The following is a 16,783-nucleotide window of genomic DNA, read 5'->3' as shown; positions in this document are numbered from 1 at the left end:
AAACAGCGCGATCGAGGCGCCGCGTTCGTATCCATTCCCCGCGTTCGCCCTTCGCCGCCGCTCATTCCGGGAAATATCCAGCCTGGAGATACCCCACGTGTGTCGCGTACGGATCTCGCGTAGATGACGTCGCCAAGCCGATGACGGTGAATCGGCCCACGTTTCGAGCGTCATGACATTGCCGGTGCCGAAAAACCGTGGCAAGAGCGTCTCTACGTGGCAAGAGCGCCCTTCATTTTCAGCGATTATCGTGGCCTCGTTCAGCTCAAGCTGGAGACGGCCGAGGACCTCGCGCAGATCCACGCGCTCCCGGCGGCCCGTTGGTCCTCGACGAGCGTCCCCATCGACCAGCTCCTCTGCGACGAGGCGCTGCTCCGGTACGTCGACATCGACGGGAACGGGCGCATTCGCGTGCAGGAGCTGCTCGCCGCGCACGATTGGCTGCGCGCCCGCCTCCGGAACACGAGCCGCATCGCCGAGCGGACCGATACCGTTCACCTCGACGACCTCGACCCCTCGCAGCCCGACGCGGCGCGCCTCCGCGCCCTCGCGAAAAAACGCATCAAGGCGAGCGGCCAGGCCGCCCGGCCCGGGGCGACGCTCTCGCTCGCCGACATTCGCGCGTTTCGCGACGGATATGCGCGAAAATCCCCGAACGGGGATGGTATCGTGGCGCCCACGCAAATCGAGGACGCGGCCCTCGCGCGCCTCGCGGCGCTGATCATCGAGGCGACGGGCGGCGTGATGGATCTCTCGGGCGAGGTGGGCGTGAGCGTGGCGAAGCTCGACGCGTTCCTCGCGCTCGGCCACGCGGCGCTTGCGTGGGAGGCGGCGGGCGCGCTCCGCACGGGCGCGGAGACGAGCCTCGTCTTGCCATTCGGCGAAGCCACCGCGGCGGCGTTCGAGGTCGTGGACGGGCTCGCGGGCAAGCTCGACCAATTCTTCGCGCAATGTGATCTGCTGGGACAAGGCCCGGTCGCGGAGGATCGGCTCGCCGTCAAGCCGGAGCGGCTCGCGGCGCTCGACGTGAACGATCCCGCGGCCATCCGGGGCTATTTGCGCGAGGCCGCGCTCGGGCCGCCGGACCGCTCGGGCGTGCTCGACCTCGAATCCGGGGTGAATTCGCTCTTCGCGGACGAGGCGCGGCGGCTCTCGGTCGAGGTCTTGCCGCGCGCGCTCGGCGAGCCGGGGCCCGTGCAGAAGCTCGATCGCAAGGGCTGGGAGCGGGTCCGCGCGCTCTTCGAGCCGTATCGAGCGTGGCAGTCGAAAAAACCCGCGTCCTTGCCGGGCGGACTCGCGGGCGCGGAGCTCCGCGCCTTGCTCGAAGGGCCCTTGCCCGCGGCGCTGCGCGCGCTCGTGAACGAGGACGAGAAGGCCTCGGCCGAGCTCGTGGGGCTCTCCGATCTGGAAAAGCTCGCGCTTCTGCAGCGGTGGATCCTGGATCTCGCGAACAACATGGTGAGCTTTCCGGCGCTCTTTTCGGCAGGGGGGCGGTGCCTGTTCGAGGTCGGCACGCTCGTGCTCGATGGCCGCGAGATCAACCTCTGCGTGCGCGTCCTCGACAAGGCCGAGCACCGGCCGATCGCGGAGACGAGCAACATCTTCGTCGCGTACGTCGAGCTTTCGCGCAAAGAGGGCGACGAACGGAAGACGATGCACGTCGCCGCCGGCGTGACCTCGGGCTCGCGCCGCGGCATCGCCGTGGGCAAGCGCGGTGTGTTTTACGATCGCGACGGCAAGGAATGGGACGCGAAGGTCACGGACGTGATCGTCAAGCCCATTTCCATTCAAGAAGCCGCGCTCGCGCCCTTCGTGAAGCTGCGCGACTTCGTCGGCGACAAGATGACGAAGCTCTTCGGCACGAAGCTCGAGGCCATGGAGAAAAGCGTCTCCGATCGGGTCGACGCGCAGCTCACGCCGCCGAAGAGCCCGCCCGCCGCGCCGCCCCCGCCGCCGGTCGCGCCCGTCGCGCCGCCCCTCGTGGCACCGGGGGCGCAAGGATCGATCGTGGGCGGCGGCATCGCATTCGCGGCCGTCGGCTCGGCCGCGGCGTTCGCGTTGCAGACGCTTTCGAATACGAACCCGCTGAATGCCCTGCTCGCCGTGGCGGGCGTCGCGCTCGGGGTGATGACGGTCTCGGGTTTTCTCGGCTGGCTCAAGCTCCGCAAACGTGACGTCTCGGCGCTGCTCGAAGCATCGGGCTGGGCGTTCAACGTCCGCATTTACCTCCGGCGTAATCTGAGCCTCCGTTTCACGCGCGTGCCGCCATTGCCGCGGGGCAGCGTACGCGAGCTCCGCGTCCTGCCCGTCTTCGTCTCCGGCGAGGACCGGCCGCCCGTGGGCCGCATCGTGCTCGTGCTTGCCGCCGTCGCGCTCGGCGTATCGCTCGCGTGGCATTACCACGGGATGATCGTGGCATGGCTCCGCCATTTCTTCCCGATCTGACTTCTTCGTCTTCGCGGCCCTGCCCGGGCTCGGCATGCGCCGAGCCCCTTTTTCATATCAGCTCTTCGCGGCGGCGATCACAGTCGAGGCGTGCTCTTTCGGATCCACCTCGAGCCACACGTGCTTGATCTTCCCATCTTTCCCGATCAAGAACGATTGCCGTGCGGCGAACGAGAGCCGCGTCGGCACGCGGAACGCCTTGGTCACGGCGCCGTCCGTGTCCACGACGAGCGGGAACGGCAGCTTGTATTTCTCGATGAACGCCTTGTGGCTCTCGGCGTCCTGCGTCGAGACGCCATACACCTCGAGCCCGGCCGCCTGGATATCGGCCCAGCCGTCGCGCAGGCCCTGCGCCTCGATGGTGCACCCCGGCGTGTCGTCCTTCGGATAGAAATACACGAGGACCTGCTTGCCCTGAAGGCTCGACAGCTTGACCTCTTTGCCGTCCGTGAGCTTCAGCGTGATGTCGGGCGCGGCATCCCCCACCTCGAGGGGCTTGGACTCGTCGGCGGCGTGAGGGTTCGCCGCGGCGGCCGGATCGGCCTTCGTTGACGCGGGCTTGTCGTCCTTGCAAGCCGCGAGGCCGAGCGCGGCGATCACGAGAAACGGGAGGAGGCGGGGCGATCCGTTCATGGGCGGCAGGATGGCAAAGTCGTGAAGGCGCCGCAAGGGCGCCGTTCCGGCCGTCGGATCAAGGCTTCTTGCCGGGCTTCGGCTTCGGGGGCGGCAGCGTCGTGAGCGGGCGCGTCGTCGGCATGTAGCCGCCGAACTGCTTGTCGAAGCGCCACAGGATCTCGATCGCCCGTGGCGTCTCCTCGTCCGCATACTCGCGGGGCACGCCTCGCATGCCGAACCAATCGAATTTGTCCGAATGAATCTCGTAGACCTTCTCCCAGCGACCGACCCCCGTCTCCGCGTTGAACGGATACGAAATCGAGCCGTCCTCGGCCACGGCGACGACCGACCATCCTGCCTGAAAGCCCGCGGCGTCGAGCTCGTTCGTCTGCGAATAGCTGAAGACGTGAATCTGCTTGTTTCGTTCGACGATGCCCATCGGCTCCTCCCCGATGTCCGCGACGTCGATGACATCCACGAACGCGCCCCCCTTGAAGACGGCGACGGAGGGCAAAACGGCGGACGTATATCCGATCTCGACATCGCCGAGCGTCCGCTGGGGCACGTAAAGAGGGGACTCCGAGGTCACGACGGAGGAGGTGTCCTTGCCTGGATGACGGACCGTCTCGATATGGCCCGGGTCCGCGGGGGAATACGACAAGCCGAGCGGCTTTCTCTCGGCGAGATTCTGCCGGTAGACAGCGGCCCGTAGCTCGGCGTGCGGCTCGAACGCCACGGGTTCGGGCGCGGTGACGTCGATCCATTTTGCTCCGTCGATCTTCGGGGGCGTGGAGGTCGTCGCGGCGATCACCTGGACCCGCGCCCCGGGGATCGGCGCCGCCGACGCGCGGGGATACGCCGCGACGGGGATCCGTGCCTCGATGGTCATTGCGCGCGGCGTGAATGCCATGGTCGTGACGGAGTGCGGGACCGGGACGAGCGCGCCGCTCTCGCTCACCTGAAAAAGGCCACTCTTGTCGAGCCGGAACATCCGCACGAATCGCGCCTCGTGCGCCTCGACGCCGGACGAAGAAGCGGGCGTCGAGGGAGGAAACCCAAAGGCGAGCCAGATCCCGTCTTTCGAGAGCTCGGCGAGCTCCGCCGCGACGAATGCGCCGTCCTTCGTGAGCGCGAACGCGAGGTGCGAGGGTGCGCCGGCCGGAGGCTGATTCCCCTCGGGCGGCGGCAGGAGCGAACCCCACTCGGCGAGGTTGCCGTCGATCAAAACGTTCGCGGGGAGTTTGTCCGGGGCCCTCACGCTGACGAGTGGCGAGGGCTCGCGGGGCGCGGGTGCGGACGCGACCGCGGACGGCTCGGGCGACGGCACGGGTTTGCCGTTGTTCTGTGCGGTCGGCGCAGAGGCGCACGACGCCGACAGCGCGGCAAGCGAGGTGGCGAGCACAACGCACCGGGTCATGGCTCCAGCGTCTACCATACCCCTTGACGTCTTCGCCATCGTGGTCTCCCCTCCGCGGCAGGAACCGGAGGATCGACGGTGAAGATCACGTGCATCGGCGGCGGACCCAGCGGCCTCTACCTCGCCATCCTGGCCAAGAAGCGCGACCCTTCGCGCGAGGTCGTGGTCCTCGAACGCAACCGGCCGGACGACACGTTCGGCTTTGGCGTGGTCTTCTCCGACGCGACGCTCGACAACCTGGAGGGCGTCGACAGGCCCGTCTACGACGCGATCCGGAGGAGCCTCGCGCACTGGGACGACATCCACACGTTCTACCGCGGCGAGCGGCTCGTCTCGACCGGGCACGGCTTCAGCGGTCTGTCACGCCAGCGCCTGCTCGCCATCCTGCAGGCTCGCGCCGAGGAGCTCGGCGTCGTGCTCCGGTTCGAGCACGAGGCCACGGACTTCGAGGCGATCCGGCGCGCGAGTGATCTCGTGGTCGCGGCGGACGGCGTGAACAGCGCGGTGCGGAGCCTGTACAAGCCGCAGTTCGGCACGCGCATCGACGGGCGGCCGAACCGCTTCGTCTGGCTCGGCACGACGTTCCCGTTCGACGCGTTCACGTTCTACTTCGACGAAAACGAGCACGGCCTCTTCCGGGTGCACGCCTATCGTTACGAGCCCGAACGATCGACGTTCATCGTGGAGTGCCGCGAGGAGACGTGGCGCCGCGCCGGGCTCGATCGGGCGACCGAGGACGAGACGCTCGCATACTGCGAGAAGCTCTTCGCGCCGCGCCTCAAGGGGCACCGGCTGCTCAAGAACAAGAGCGTCTGGCGGAGTTTTCCCACGATCTACAACGAGCGGTTTTCCTGGGAAAACGTGGTCCTCGTGGGGGACGCCGTGCATACGGCGCATTTCTCCATCGGTTCCGGGACGAAGCTCGCGCTGGAGGATGCGATAAGCCTCGCGGACGCGCTCGATACGCACGCGCGCCTTCCCGACGCGCTCGCCGCGTACGAGGCGGATCGGCGGCCGAAGGTGGAGACGCTCCAGCGCGCGGCGCAGGTGAGCCTGGAGTGGTTCGAGAACACCGAGCGATACATGGATCTCGAGCCGCTGCAGTTCAATTTCAGCATGCTGACGCGTAGCCTGCGCGTGACGCACGAGAACCTGAAGGTGCGGGATCCGGCGCTCGTGCGCGAAGTCGACGCGTGGGTCGCGGCGAAGGCGGAAGCGCAATCGGGCGTGCGGATCGAGAGCAAGGAGCCGCCGCCGCCGATGTTCACGCCGTATCGACTGGGCAAGCTGCTCCTCGACAATCGCGTGGTCGTCTCGCCGATGTGCCAGTATTCGGCGGAGGACGGCGCGCCGAACGATTGGCATCTCGTGCACCTCGGCAGCCGCGCGGTCGGCGGCGCGGGGCTCGTGATCGCCGAGATGACCGACGTCAGCGCCGAAGGCCGGATCACGCCCGGATGCACGGGCCTCTACCGCCCGGGCCACGTGCCCGCGTGGCGGCGTGTCACCGATTTCGTGCATCAGTTCTCCACGGGGAAAATCGGCGTGCAGATCGCCCACGCGGGCCGCAAAGGATCGACGAAGCGGATGTGGGAGGGCATGGATCAGCCGCTCGAATCGGGCGGATGGCCGCTCCTCGCCGCGTCCGCGATTCCGTATCTGCCGCATAGCCCCGTGCCACGCGCGATGGATCGCGAGGACATGGACCGCGTGAAGGCCGATTTCGTGACGGCGACGAAACTGGCCGACGAGGCGGGCTTCGACCTCGTCGAGGTGCACATGGCCCACGGGTATCTGCTCGCGAGCTTCCTGTCGCCGATCACGAACCGGAGGACCGACGCATACGGCGGCTCGATCGAGAATCGCCTGCGGTTCCCGCTGGAGGTCTTCGACGCGGTGCGAGCGGCCTGGCCGAAGGACAAACCGACGAGCGTGCGTATCTCGGCGACGGACTGGGCGCCGGGCGGAATCACGCCGGAGGACGTGATCAAGCTCGCCGTGGCGCTGAAGGAGCACGGGGTCGACATCGTGGATGTATCGGCGGGGCAAACCGATCCGTCGGCGCGGCCGGTGTACGGGCGGCTCTTCCAGACGCCGTTCAGCGAGCTCGTGCGGCTCGAGGCGAAGGTGCCGACGATGACCGTCGGCAACATCCAGAGTTATGCCGACGTGAACAGCATCATTGCCGCGGGACGGGCCGATCTCTGCGTGCTGGCGCGAGCGCACCTGTTCGATCCCTACTGGACGCGGCACGCGGCGGCGGAGCAGGGATACGTGATGCGGTGGCCGAACCAGTACGGATCGGTGGAGCGGTACGTGCCTCGAATGAAGTAGGCGTCATCCCCGGCGGCGCACGAGCGCGAAATAACTCGGAAGCGCCTCGATTTCATCGGGCGTTCGCAGCGGTAGCGTGTACATGACCGTGGGGCCGCTCTCCAGGATTTCCCATGCGGCGCCGGGGAAGTATTGGCGCACCTCGGCGTCGCCGAAGCGCGACGGCGGCCTTACGCCGGCGGCGACGACCCTGCGCACCGGCTCGGGCATGTACGTCGGGGTCGCGCCCTGCAGCACCATGTGATCGAGCGGATCGCCGTCGATGCTGCTCTCCGATAGATAAAGCACGCCCCGCGCGCCGAGCACGTCGCGCATGTTTTCGATCGCGACGGCGCGGCGCTTCGGATCGAGGACGTGGAGGACGCCGCGCATGAAGGCATTGGCCTCTCCGAGCTCGTCCACGAGCCATCGGAGCGCGTACGGGACGCTGACGTCGGCGACGTGGAAAGAGAGATTCTCGATCCCGGCAGACTCCTCGCGCGCCATCTCGATAGCGTGGCTCGATACGTCGAGGCCGACGACCTTGGGATACTGCGCGGCGAGGAGCCGCGAAAACCTGCCATTGCCGCAGCCGATGTCGATGACGGGGAGGTCGACCGCGAAATGCGTGGTGACTCTTTTCAGGATCTCCTCGATTTCACGAGGATCCTCCGTGTCCCAAAGCACCTCCCCGTGGTTCCCCGTGCGCCGGATGCCGCTCCAGAAGCGGTCCCACGCCTTCGCCGGATCGCGGGGCGCGCGTGCGGCGTACGAGAGGAGCTGCGGGAGGAGAAGGTACTTTTTCCAGGGCATGGCGAGAAAACGATAGGGCGAGCGGGAAGCGTAGACTATTCGTCGCTCGCGCTACGGAACCGCTGGACCACGTAATCCACGAACGCGCGCACCTTCGTCGGCATGTGCCTCTGGTACGGGTGCACCACGAAGACGTTCGTCTCGCCAAGCGCGTGCTCCGGCAAGACACGGCGCAGCCTGCCCGCCTCGATGTCGGCCGCGACATACGACAAGGGCAGCCGCGCGACGCCGATGCCGTCGAGCGCCGCCTGGCGCAAAACGGCGATGTTGTCGGTGATGAGGGTCCCAGTGACGGGCACGACTTGCGTGCGGCGGCCGGGGCATCGAAAGGACCACTCGCGCCGGACCGGCGAGAGGCGCAGGCAATTGTGGTGCACGAGATCCCGCGGGGAGACCGGCCTCCCGCGACGATCGAGGTAATCGGGCGACGCGCAAACGATCATCCGCACGGAGCCGATGCGGCGCGCCACGAGCGCCGAGTCTTCGAGGGTGTCGGCGACACGAATGGCCACATCGTACCCCTCCGCGACGATGTCCACACGGTGCTCCGAGAGCGAGAGCTCGATCACGAGGCGCGGATATCGCTCGTGCAGCTCGCGCAGGATGCTCGGAAACTGCAGGATTCCCGTACCCACCGGTACGGTGACGCGCACGAGGCCCTCGGGCTCCGCCGACGCGCTCTCCAGCACGCCCTGCGCCTCGTCCGCCGCGGAGACGAGCCGCGCGCAGGTCTCGTAGAGCCGCGCGCCCTCCTCCGTGAGCGAGAGGCGCCGCGTGGTGCGATGCAAAAGCCTGACGCCGAGACGCTCTTCGAGCCCCGAGATCCGCGCGCTCACGACCGACTTGGAGAGGCCGAGGAGCGCCGCCGCGCCCGTGAACGAGCGCGCCTCCACGACCCGCGCGAAGACCGCCATGGAGACCACATCGTCGAGCGCCGCCGTCATCGATTGTTCGCCCTGGCGAACAGTGTTACCCGAGCCGCCCCCCTAATCAAGCGTCCGTTCGGGGCGCATGGTACAGCCTCGATACAACCCCGAAGGGACGATCCGACCATGCGCACGATTCGATTTGTCGTTCTCGCCGCCGCCGTGCCCGCTCTGCTCTCGCTCGCGGCTTGCGAGGACCCGGCCAAGGACAAGCCCAAGGCAACCGTCGCTCCGGCCTCGTCGGCGCAGGCGGAGGCGAAGCCCGCGAACGCCGCGGCGGTCCAGGAGACGCTCGACGTCGACGCCACGGCCTCGTCGGTCGGGTTCATCGGCTCGAAGGTGACGGGCAAGCACGAGGGCAAGTTCGAGAAGCTCGCCGGCAAGATCACGCTCGCGGACGGCAAGGCCGAGGGCGGCAAGATCTCGTTCGAGGTGGAGACGGCGTCGGTCAAGACGGACGCGGCCGACCTCGACAAGCACCTGAAGAACGCCGATTTCTTCGATGTCGAGAAGTTCCCCAAGTCGACGTTCACGTCGACGGAGATCAAGGCCGGCGGCACGAACGGCGCGACGCACACGGTCACGGGCGATCTCGATCTGCACGGCGTGAAGAAGTCGATCACGTTCCCCGTGACGATCACGATCGCGCCGGACGCCGCCACGGGCACCGCGGAGTTCTCCATCAACCGCAAGGACTTCAACATCACGATTGCGGGCAAGCCGGACGACCTCATCCGCGACGACGTGCTGCTCAAGCTCACGCTGAAGGCGCCGCGCAAGAAGGGCTGAAAGGCCCGCTTCCCCTCACCCGCCCGACAATCGCTGATTTCCGCGGTGTTTTGCCGTTGTTCCGCGGGAGCTCCCCCCTGCCGCACCGTTGTTCTGGCCGGCGTCGACGGCGTGAATCGTTGTTCGACGGGTCGACGTCGGCTGACGTCGTTGAAAGCCTCCATCAAGCCCCCGAGGCGTCGTGAAGGAGCGGGATGGCGTACGCGGCGCGCGCGTACGCTGCGAGGGGGTCCGGGAGGCGTGGGACGACGATGCCGGGCGGGGCCCGCGGCCGGCATTACAGCAGGTGCCGGGCCTTGATCTCGAGGTAACGATTGATGAGCGCGGGCGTGAGGTCGCCGGGCGCGACGTCGAGGACGAGGGCGCCGTGTTGTTTCAAGCGGCGCACGAGTTTATCGCGAAACGAGAGGATCTCGGCGGCCGCGCCGCGCAGGTAGGGGCCGACGCCGGAGAGCGCCGCTGCCTCGCCCGCATGGCCGAGCGCGAGGGCGTCGACATCGACGTCGCGCAGGAGCACGAGGAGCGGCAAATGGCGGGGCATGAGCCCACGCATGAGCTTTTCGAGCTCGGCGGCGGCAACCTCGTCGACGACCTGCGTGAAAAGGACGACGAGCGTCCGTTTTTTCACGCGAACCGCGAGCGCCTCGAAAGCGGCCCGGTAATTCGTGGGGGCGAGGTCGGGCTCGATGTCGTAGCCGGCTTGCATGATCTTGCGCGTCGCGCGGGCGCCGCCCGTGAGCGGGGCATACGCGAGGATCTCTTCGGCGAAGGCCATCATGGAGACCTTGTCGCCGCCGCGGGAGGCGACGTGCGAGAGCATGAGCGTCGCGTTCAGGGCGTGATCAAAAAGCGAGAGATTCGCGAACTCGGCCGTCATGAGGCGGCCGGCGTCGATCAGGAAGACGACGTTCTGGTCGCTCTCGAGCTGGTATTCGCGGGCAATGAGCTTTTTGCGGCGCGCCGTGGCCCGCCAGTCGATGCTGCGATACTCGTCCTCGCGGCGATACTCGCGGAGGCGCGCGAACTCGCTCTCGCCGCCGAGGCGGCGTGAGGCACGCACGCCGGCAGGATCGCGGTCCTGCCGCGCGAGGAGCTCGTATCCGCGGACGGCTTCGAGGTCGGGGTACACCTTGACGGGCGAGCGCGCGGAAATGGGGTACTGGCGAATCCAGAGGCCGAGGGGCGAAGGATAACGGACGTAATGGTCGCCGAGGACGTGGGCGCCGCGGCGGGAGGGCGTGACGCGGTACTTGAGGGTCGTGTGTCCACGCGGCGGGAGGTCTGCTTCGAGGGGGAGCTCGTCGCTCTCGGACGAAGGAAAAAGCTCCTCCTGCACGTGGACGTGGAGCTTGCGCCGGGCGAGGGAGCGGACGTCGAGGGAAATGACGTTTGGCCGGCCAATTGAGAGCACGGCCGGGGCGCGGCGGACGACGGAGACCAAACGGCGCCGCGCGAGCAAGGCGTCGAGCAGCGCGAGCAGGACGATCGCTCCGTCTGTGAGGAGCATGGGGAGGATCAATCCCCGGTCGAGGAGCGTGAAAAAAGAGAGGACGAGCGGCCCCGCGAACAGGAGGACGAGCGCGCGCGAGGGGACCATGTCGAAATCAGGCCGCCGTGCGCGGGACCTTCGCCTCGCGCAGGATGTCTTCGACGCAATCGTCGGCGCTCGTGCCTTCGATCTCGGCGTCGGGGTGGAGGATCAAGCGGTGGCGAAGGACGGCCGGGGCGAGCGCCTTGACGTCGTCCGGGGTGACGAAATCGCGTCCCTCGCTGGCGGCACGCGCGCGCGCCGAGCCAAGGAGGCCAATCGATCCGCGCGGGGAGGAGCCGAGGTAGACGGCGCGGTGGGCGCGGGTGCGGGCGACGATGTCGGTGATGTATTCGAGGATGCCGTCGTCGACGCGCACGGCGCCGAGGGCCGCGCGCATGGCGAGGATCTCGTCGGCGGAGGCGATGCGCTCGATACCCGCGCGATCGAGCTTGGCGGCGGAGAAGCCGTCGACGTGATGGCGGAGGATCTGCTTTTCGACGGCGGGTCCGGGGTAACGGACGTGCAATTTGACGAGGAACCGATCGAGCTGGGCCTCGGGCAAGGGATAGGTGCCCTGCGATTCGACGGGGTTTTGCGTGGCGATGACGAGAAAAGGCTCGGGCAGAGGGCGCGTGACGCCGTCGGTGGTGACGGCGAGGTCCTGCATGGCTTCGAGCAAGGCGCTTTGCGTCTTCGCGGGGGCGCGGTTGATTTCGTCGGCGAGCAGGAGCTGTGTGAAGACCGGGCCCTCGTGGAAGACGAAGCGGTCCTCTTTCTGGTCGAAGACGTTACCGCCGGTGACGTCGCTCGGCATGAGGTCGGGCGTGAATTGAATGCGGCGGAAGCTCGCGCCGAAGACATGGGCGAGGGTGCGGACGAGCAGCGTTTTCCCGAGGCCGGGGACGCCCTCGATGAGGACGTGGCCGCCGGCCAGGATCGCGAGGAGCGTGGTGTCGATGATCTCGTCCTGGCCGAGGAGGACCTTGCCCGCCTCGCGGCGGATGCGATCGAAGGTGTCGCGGAAGAGGGACAGGTTCATGCTTTTCGGGTCTTCTTGCGGGAGCGCTCGCGGGAGGTCTGGGCGAGGAAATGGTCGAGGTGGCGCATGACGGCGAAATCGGACGCGGCCTGGGCGCGGTCCTTGCCCCGCGAGCGGCCGCGGGGCGATACGTCGCCGGAGCGGAGGGACGCGGGGGCCGCCTCTTTTTGTGCCTCGGTGGCCTCGACGAGGACGTGCATGACTTCGCCCGTGGATTTGCCGACGCGGACGCCGATGGCCTCGGCGAGCCCGGATAGCCCCTGCCGGCCCTCGCGCGGGACACGCTCGCGGAGGCGCTCGACGGCCCACGCGGCATAAAGGCCGAGGGCGTGGCGCGAGACGCCGGCGCGGGCATACGCGAGGCCGAGGGCGCGGACGTGATCGGCGAAGGCGCGGCGACGATTCGCGGGCGGGTCGCGCAGGACGCCGAAGGCGCGGCCCTGCCAGAGGAAAAAGAGGCCGAGGAGCAAAAGAAGCTGGAGGAGAATGGGCAGGAGGCGCGCACGGCTCAGGGTTTCGAGCGGCGTGTCGGCGCCGAGGGAGGTCCAGGCGTCGCAGAGCTCGACTTCGCGGTGGAGCGGGCGGAAGAGGGAGATCAAAAAAGCCGCGTTGTCGCCGGCCGTCAAGGCGACGTTCGTGAAGAGTTTGTCGTCGGCGAGGACAATGACGCGGCCGTCGCCGAGCTGCTTGAAGGACGCATAGGCGCCAACGCCACGGCCTACCATGCGATCGGCATCCGTGAGCGTGAGCGCTGGCCCGCGGGGAACGGCGAGGAAGATTTCGCCGAATTGGGATTCGTAGGTCGAGGCGGGAACGACCGCGCTGTCGACGAGTTGATCCGGTTCGAGGGACGCGCCGGTCCAGCCGGGGAGGCCTTGCACGCCCGCGAGGACGAGATCACCACCCGCCTCGACCCACGCTTGCAAGCGGCGGAAATCGGAGGCCGAGATGTCGAGGTCGGGCAGAAGGACGAGCGTCGCTTCGTCCTCGTCGGGCAGTTTGTCGAGAGGATCGCGGCGATGGCGGAACTCGATGCCATAGGCCGAGAGCATGGCGCCGATCGCGTGCGTGCCCGAGGGCGAGGTGTCGCCGCGGAAGACGCCGTCGGATTCGTCGAGCGCGGCGACGCGGCCGCAAGAGACGGTCGCGGAGAGGCCGAGGATCACCACGAGAATGCCGAGGGCGCGCGAAACGATGGGGACGACGCGGTCGTGAATGCGGGCAAAGGCCTCGGCCGAAGGCGCGCGGGAGCCGAACTGGACGCTCTCGACGTCGGCGACGATGTTCCGTACGTCCGCGGCGATCTCGGGCCGCTCGCGGCGCAGGGTGCGCACGTAATCGCCGTTCGTGCGGGAGGCGTGGATCTCGATGATGCCGTCGCCGTCGAGGCGCCGGAGGAGCGCGGCATAGACGTCATCGATCGCAGGGCCAAACGCGCCGCGCTGGGCCGCCGCGCGGGCGCGGGCGAGGAGACGGGCGACGTCGGTCTCGACGGGGCCGCGGGGCACCTGTCGTCGCTCGCCCGGGGCATTCTCGGGGCGGTCCTCGGGCGGAGGCTCGTCCTCGGGCGCGTCGCGCTCGGAGAGGACGTTTTTCAGGACCATCCACGCGATGAAGGCGAGGAAGCCGCCGAGCAGGACGAAAAAGAGGAGGCGCGCGAAGCCGCTGGCGGCACTGCTGACGGCCGGATCCATGGGCTCGGGCGGCGGCGGGGGATTCGCGGGTCTTGGTTCAGCCTGCCCCTTCCCTTCCCCGCCGCCGGGATTCTGGCCGGGCGCGTCGCCGGGTTTGCCCGGGCCGGCCTCTCCGCCGGGTTTGCCGGAGCCGTCCTTTCCGCCGGGATTGCCCGGACCGGACGCATCCCCACTGCCATGTTTGCCTTGTTCGCCGCCGGGCTTGTCTTGACCCGCTGGGCCCGAGCTTGCGCCATCTCCGCCGCCGCCGGGCCCGCCGGGTTTGCCCGGCTCGCCCGCGCCTTCCCTCCCGTCGCCGGAGGCGCTGCCGGAGGATCCCTCGAATCGGCGGACAGCCGTGCGATCGTCGCGGCCCGAGGAGCGTCCGGCCAAACAGCGGGAGCCCGCCTTGCAGCTCGGGGAGATGCCGGCCGGAGGGCCGCCTTTTTCGATCGGCGCGGGCGGCTTGCGGCAGGCCGCGGGCAAAGAGGGGCAAGCCTCGCTGGTCTCGCCGACGAGGGGGCAGAAGGCGCGCTCGCCCTCGCCGAGGGGATAATCGTCCTCGTGGCAAAACCGGTACCGCTCCGATTCGAGGACCTCGCGGACCCGATCGTCGGCGTTGTATACCGGGCTCGCGCCGAGCGCCGAGAGGAGGAGGACGAACTTGATCACGCGGCCCTCCTGCGCTCCTGTTCGGCCCGAGCGCGGATCGCCGTGAAACGAAGCTGGATGTCCCAGCCGTCCTCCCGCGTGCGGGTGTCGATGTAATAAAGGAACCGCGCCGTGGCGACGAACGGTACGGCCAAGAAAAACCCGGCGAGGGCGGCCGGCGAGCCGCCGTCGTCGAAGAGCCAGCCGAATGGACGGCCGAACTGGAGGAGGTCGTTCACGAGCCCGTCGAAAAGGAGCTCTGCCGTGAGGACACCGCCGAATCGCGCGCCGAGGAGCATGAGGAGGACGAGGAACGCGTCGCCGGTGCGCATCGAGACGAGCCGCTGGGCGCGCTCATGCGCGCGCGAGCCGGAGAGGCCTTCGAGGAGGCAGGCCTCGTCGAGGAGCAGGAGGCGAATGCCGACGAACGGCAGGAGGAGAAAGAGCGCGAGGGAGCCGATCAAGAGGCCCAGGATACGAATGAAGAACGAGCCGAGCAGCGCGCCGAATCGCTTGCGAAAAAGAGCGAAGACGGCGCGCGGGGTGATGGTGGGCGAAAAGATGATCTGGCTGACGGCGACCGTGAAGAGGGCCTCGACGAAAGGCACGGTGAGGAAGGCCGCGAGCCAGACGAGACTCCAGGGGGCGTCGAGCGCATACCGCAGCGCGAGGCATCCGGCGAGGAGCGGGACGATGGCGAAAAGGGTGAGGCGCGCGTACAGGGAAAATGCGAGGGAAAAGCAGAGGCGAAACGCGAGGTCCATGACCTCGGTGAGGTTGCGGGGGCGCAGGACGATCGCGGAGTCGCCGAGGTTCAACGGGCCCTCCCGCGTTCATGGCCGGCGAAGAGGAAATAAGCCGTGACGAGCAAAGAAAAGAGGGCGGCGACGGCCCATTTGACGGGCGGCGGCGCGCCCGAGGGGGACCAGAATCCCTCGATGCCCGCGGCGATGAGCAACATGACGGCCGCGCCCACGACGAGGCGGACGATGTCGGGCGCGCTCTCGCGGAGCGAGCCGAGGCGCGTGCGGCCGCGGGTGATGACGAGGGAATACCCCATGCGGAGCCCCGCCGCGCCCGCGACGACGATGGCCGTGAGCTCGAAGGGCCCGTGGCCGCACATGAACGTGCCGATGTTCCGGCCAAACCCGGCTGCGGTGACCCAGCCGGTCACCATGCCGATGTTGAGGCCGTTGTAGATGAGGTAAAAAACGCTGCCGAGGCCGAAGAAGATGCCGGTCGCGAAACAACGGAACGCAATGCCGACGTTGTTGCGGACGTAAAACCCGGCCATCGCGGAGTCGGCCCCTTCGCTGCGGCCCTCGTCGAAGCCCTTCGAATACATGTCGGCCATGCCGTCGAGCATGCTGCGCGGGAGGATCTGCGAGGCGGCGTCGGGGACGAAGAGGGCGAGGATGATGCCAATGGCGCAGGGGATCAAAAAAAGCGCGGAGGAGAGGGCGAAAAACGAGGCGTTCTTGCGGAGCGTGCGCGGGAAGTCGCGGGTGAGGAGGGACCAGAAGGCCGGGATGCGGAAAGGCTCGGCGCCATAAAGAGCGCTGTGCGCGCGGCCGGCGAGGTTGTCGAGGTACGCGACGAGGTCGGGCGTGCAGCGGGCGCGGCAAAGGACGAGGTCACCCGAGAGGGCCCGATACAGCGCGGCGGCGCGGGAAATGGAGGGGCCGTCGAGGTGGTGGAGGGCCTCGGCGCGCGAGACGAGGCTTTCGAGCTCGCGCCAATCGGCATGACGTGCCGCGACGATCTCGTCCTGGCTCCTCACAGAGGCCTCCTGCGCTCGCTGGCGCGCGCGTGAAGCAAAGCGAGGAGGCGCGCGGAGTCCTTGTTCCGGATCCCCATGCGGTTCGCGAAGATGGGCGCGACCATGGCCGCGAGCTCTTCCTCACGCGCAGGGCCGAGGCCTGCTTTGCGGCGGAGAAAGAGCTCGATGGCCTCGAGCTCGTCGCCGGAGAGCGGGAGGCGTTGCGGGAGGCTCGAAAGCTCCTTCGGGGTGGGCGGAGGGTCGATGCGGAGCGTGGTGGCAACGGCGCGGCGCTCCTCGACGATGACCATGGTGCCCGCGACCATGTCGCCGAGGCGCCGAAAACGGCTGTCGCGGGCCATCGCGACGAGGCCGATGGCATAACCGAAGGGGAGGAAATCGGCGGCGCGGAGGAGGTTGCGGAGGAAGCTGTCGCCAATACGCAAGGGATGGCCGTGGACGGAGACGACCCGCAGATCGAGCGCACGTTTGCCCGGGGTGCGGCCATTCCAGGCGATCTCCCAGAGCGTGTAATACGTCCACTCGAGGAGAAAATAGATGACGAGGAGGAGCCCGACGGAGAGGCCTGCGACGGCATCACCGACAGCAAGGCCGCCCAGGAGCGCGAAGATGGCGAAGACGACGAGGACGGCGCCACGAATGAGCCAGTCGAGCGCCCAGGCGACGACGCGGCGAGCAGGGCCGGCGACGGGGTAATGGAACCGCACGTGCTCGGGCGTCTCGATCTCCGCGGTGGTGTCGATCGGCTGGAGGCGTCGGGCAGGCTCCGCCATGGGGCGGATGACATCACA

13 protein-coding genes are annotated in these 16,783 nt (G+C 68.2%); 3 read left to right on the top strand and 10 right to left on the bottom strand.

The window, feature by feature from the left end:
- The first annotated feature begins 216 nt into the window (after positions 1 to 216).
- Positions 217 to 2,445 (top strand): hypothetical protein, encoded by a 2,229-nt coding sequence (locus KEG38_RS14670; RefSeq protein ID WP_272420056.1) that lies wholly within the window; start codon positions 217 to 219, stop codon positions 2,443 to 2,445.
- Between the two features lie 57 nt (positions 2,446 to 2,502).
- Here KEG38_RS14670 and KEG38_RS14665 read toward each other — a convergent pair whose 3' ends face one another.
- Both KEG38_RS14665 and KEG38_RS14660 read right to left on the bottom strand, forming a co-directional pair.
- A complete protein-coding gene (locus tag KEG38_RS14665) occupies positions 2,503 to 3,078 on the bottom strand; it encodes a peroxiredoxin (protein ID WP_272420055.1) in 576 nt (191 codons plus the stop codon).
- A 58-nt stretch (positions 3,079 to 3,136) separates the two neighbouring features.
- Positions 3,137 to 4,477: a hypothetical protein gene (locus KEG38_RS14660; protein WP_272420054.1), complete on the bottom strand. Its 1,341-nt coding sequence runs from the start codon at positions 4,475 to 4,477 to the stop codon at positions 3,137 to 3,139.
- Positions 4,478 to 4,555: 78 nt separating this feature from the next.
- Here KEG38_RS14660 and KEG38_RS14655 point away from each other — a divergent pair, with 78 nt between their 5' ends.
- A complete protein-coding gene (locus tag KEG38_RS14655; RefSeq protein WP_272420053.1) occupies positions 4,556 to 6,811 on the top strand; it encodes a bifunctional salicylyl-CoA 5-hydroxylase/oxidoreductase in 2,256 nt (751 codons plus the stop codon).
- A 3-nt stretch (positions 6,812 to 6,814) separates the two neighbouring features.
- On the opposite strand, the gene KEG38_RS14650 is transcribed toward KEG38_RS14655, so the two are convergent.
- Together KEG38_RS14650 and KEG38_RS14645 are read right to left on the bottom strand one after the other, a co-directional pair.
- The gene (locus tag KEG38_RS14650) at positions 6,815 to 7,603 is read right to left on the bottom strand and encodes a class I SAM-dependent methyltransferase (protein WP_272420052.1); all 789 of its coding nucleotides are present in this window, start codon (positions 7,601 to 7,603) and stop codon (positions 6,815 to 6,817) included.
- A 35-nt stretch (positions 7,604 to 7,638) separates the two neighbouring features.
- The gene (locus KEG38_RS14645; protein WP_272420051.1) at positions 7,639 to 8,547 is read right to left on the bottom strand and encodes a LysR family transcriptional regulator; all 909 of its coding nucleotides are present in this window, start codon (positions 8,545 to 8,547) and stop codon (positions 7,639 to 7,641) included.
- Between the two features lie 108 nt (positions 8,548 to 8,655).
- Between KEG38_RS14645 and KEG38_RS14640 the strand changes: the two genes are divergently transcribed.
- Positions 8,656 to 9,318 (top strand): YceI family protein, encoded by a 663-nt coding sequence (locus KEG38_RS14640; RefSeq protein WP_272420050.1) that lies wholly within the window; start codon positions 8,656 to 8,658, stop codon positions 9,316 to 9,318.
- A 277-nt stretch (positions 9,319 to 9,595) separates the two neighbouring features.
- Here KEG38_RS14640 and KEG38_RS14635 read toward each other — a convergent pair whose 3' ends face one another.
- Genes KEG38_RS14635 through KEG38_RS14610 form a run of 6 tightly spaced genes read right to left on the bottom strand, consistent with a single transcriptional unit; the run spans position 9,596 to position 16,765 of the window.
- Positions 9,596 to 10,915: a DUF58 domain-containing protein gene (locus KEG38_RS14635; protein WP_272420049.1), complete on the bottom strand. Its 1,320-nt coding sequence runs from the start codon at positions 10,913 to 10,915 to the stop codon at positions 9,596 to 9,598.
- Positions 10,916 to 10,922: 7 nt separating this feature from the next.
- Positions 10,923 to 11,888, bottom strand: coding sequence for an AAA family ATPase (locus tag KEG38_RS14630; protein ID WP_272420048.1), 966 nt, complete (start codon positions 11,886 to 11,888; stop codon positions 10,923 to 10,925).
- Entirely contained in the window at positions 11,885 to 14,233 is a 2,349-nt protein-coding gene (locus KEG38_RS14625) for a DUF4350 domain-containing protein (protein WP_272420047.1), read from the bottom strand. The genes KEG38_RS14630 and KEG38_RS14625 overlap by 4 nt, the downstream gene beginning before the upstream one ends.
- A complete protein-coding gene (locus KEG38_RS14620) occupies positions 14,230 to 15,030 on the bottom strand; it encodes a hypothetical protein (protein WP_272420046.1) in 801 nt (266 codons plus the stop codon). The genes KEG38_RS14625 and KEG38_RS14620 overlap by 4 nt, the downstream gene beginning before the upstream one ends.
- Positions 15,027 to 15,992 (bottom strand): stage II sporulation protein M, encoded by a 966-nt coding sequence (locus KEG38_RS55515; protein WP_272420045.1) that lies wholly within the window; start codon positions 15,990 to 15,992, stop codon positions 15,027 to 15,029. The genes KEG38_RS14620 and KEG38_RS55515 overlap by 4 nt, the downstream gene beginning before the upstream one ends.
- Positions 15,989 to 16,765, bottom strand: coding sequence for an RDD family protein (locus tag KEG38_RS14610; protein ID WP_272420044.1), 777 nt, complete (start codon positions 16,763 to 16,765; stop codon positions 15,989 to 15,991). Before KEG38_RS14610 ends, KEG38_RS55515 begins: the two co-directional genes overlap by 4 nt.
- Positions 16,766 to 16,783: the final 18 nt, after the last annotated feature.

The sequence above is a fragment of the Polyangium jinanense genome (assembly GCF_028435265.1).
GTDB classification, from domain to species: domain Bacteria; phylum Myxococcota_A; class Polyangia; order Polyangiales; family Polyangiaceae; genus Polyangium; species Polyangium jinanense.
This window is presented reverse-complemented; position numbering and strand designations above follow the sequence as displayed.

Excerpts from the sequence above, each read along its gene's own strand:
- KEG38_RS14665 (WP_272420055.1), bottom strand. The coding sequence starts at position 3,078 with ATGAACGGATCGCCCCGCCTCCTCCCGTTTCTCGTGATCGCCGCGCTC.
- KEG38_RS14660 (WP_272420054.1), bottom strand. The coding sequence starts at position 4,477 with ATGACCCGGTGCGTTGTGCTCGCCACCTCGCTTGCCGCGCTGTCGGCG.
- KEG38_RS14650 (WP_272420052.1), bottom strand. The coding sequence starts at position 7,603 with ATGCCCTGGAAAAAGTACCTTCTCCTCCCGCAGCTCCTCTCGTACGCC.
- KEG38_RS14645 (WP_272420051.1), bottom strand. The coding sequence starts at position 8,547 with ATGACGGCGGCGCTCGACGATGTGGTCTCCATGGCGGTCTTCGCGCGG.
- KEG38_RS14640 (WP_272420050.1), top strand. The coding sequence starts at position 8,656 with ATGCGCACGATTCGATTTGTCGTTCTCGCCGCCGCCGTGCCCGCTCTG.
- KEG38_RS14635 (WP_272420049.1), bottom strand. The coding sequence starts at position 10,915 with ATGGTCCCCTCGCGCGCGCTCGTCCTCCTGTTCGCGGGGCCGCTCGTC.
- KEG38_RS14630 (WP_272420048.1), bottom strand. The coding sequence starts at position 11,888 with ATGAACCTGTCCCTCTTCCGCGACACCTTCGATCGCATCCGCCGCGAG.
- KEG38_RS14610 (WP_272420044.1), bottom strand. The coding sequence starts at position 16,765 with ATGGCGGAGCCTGCCCGACGCCTCCAGCCGATCGACACCACCGCGGAG.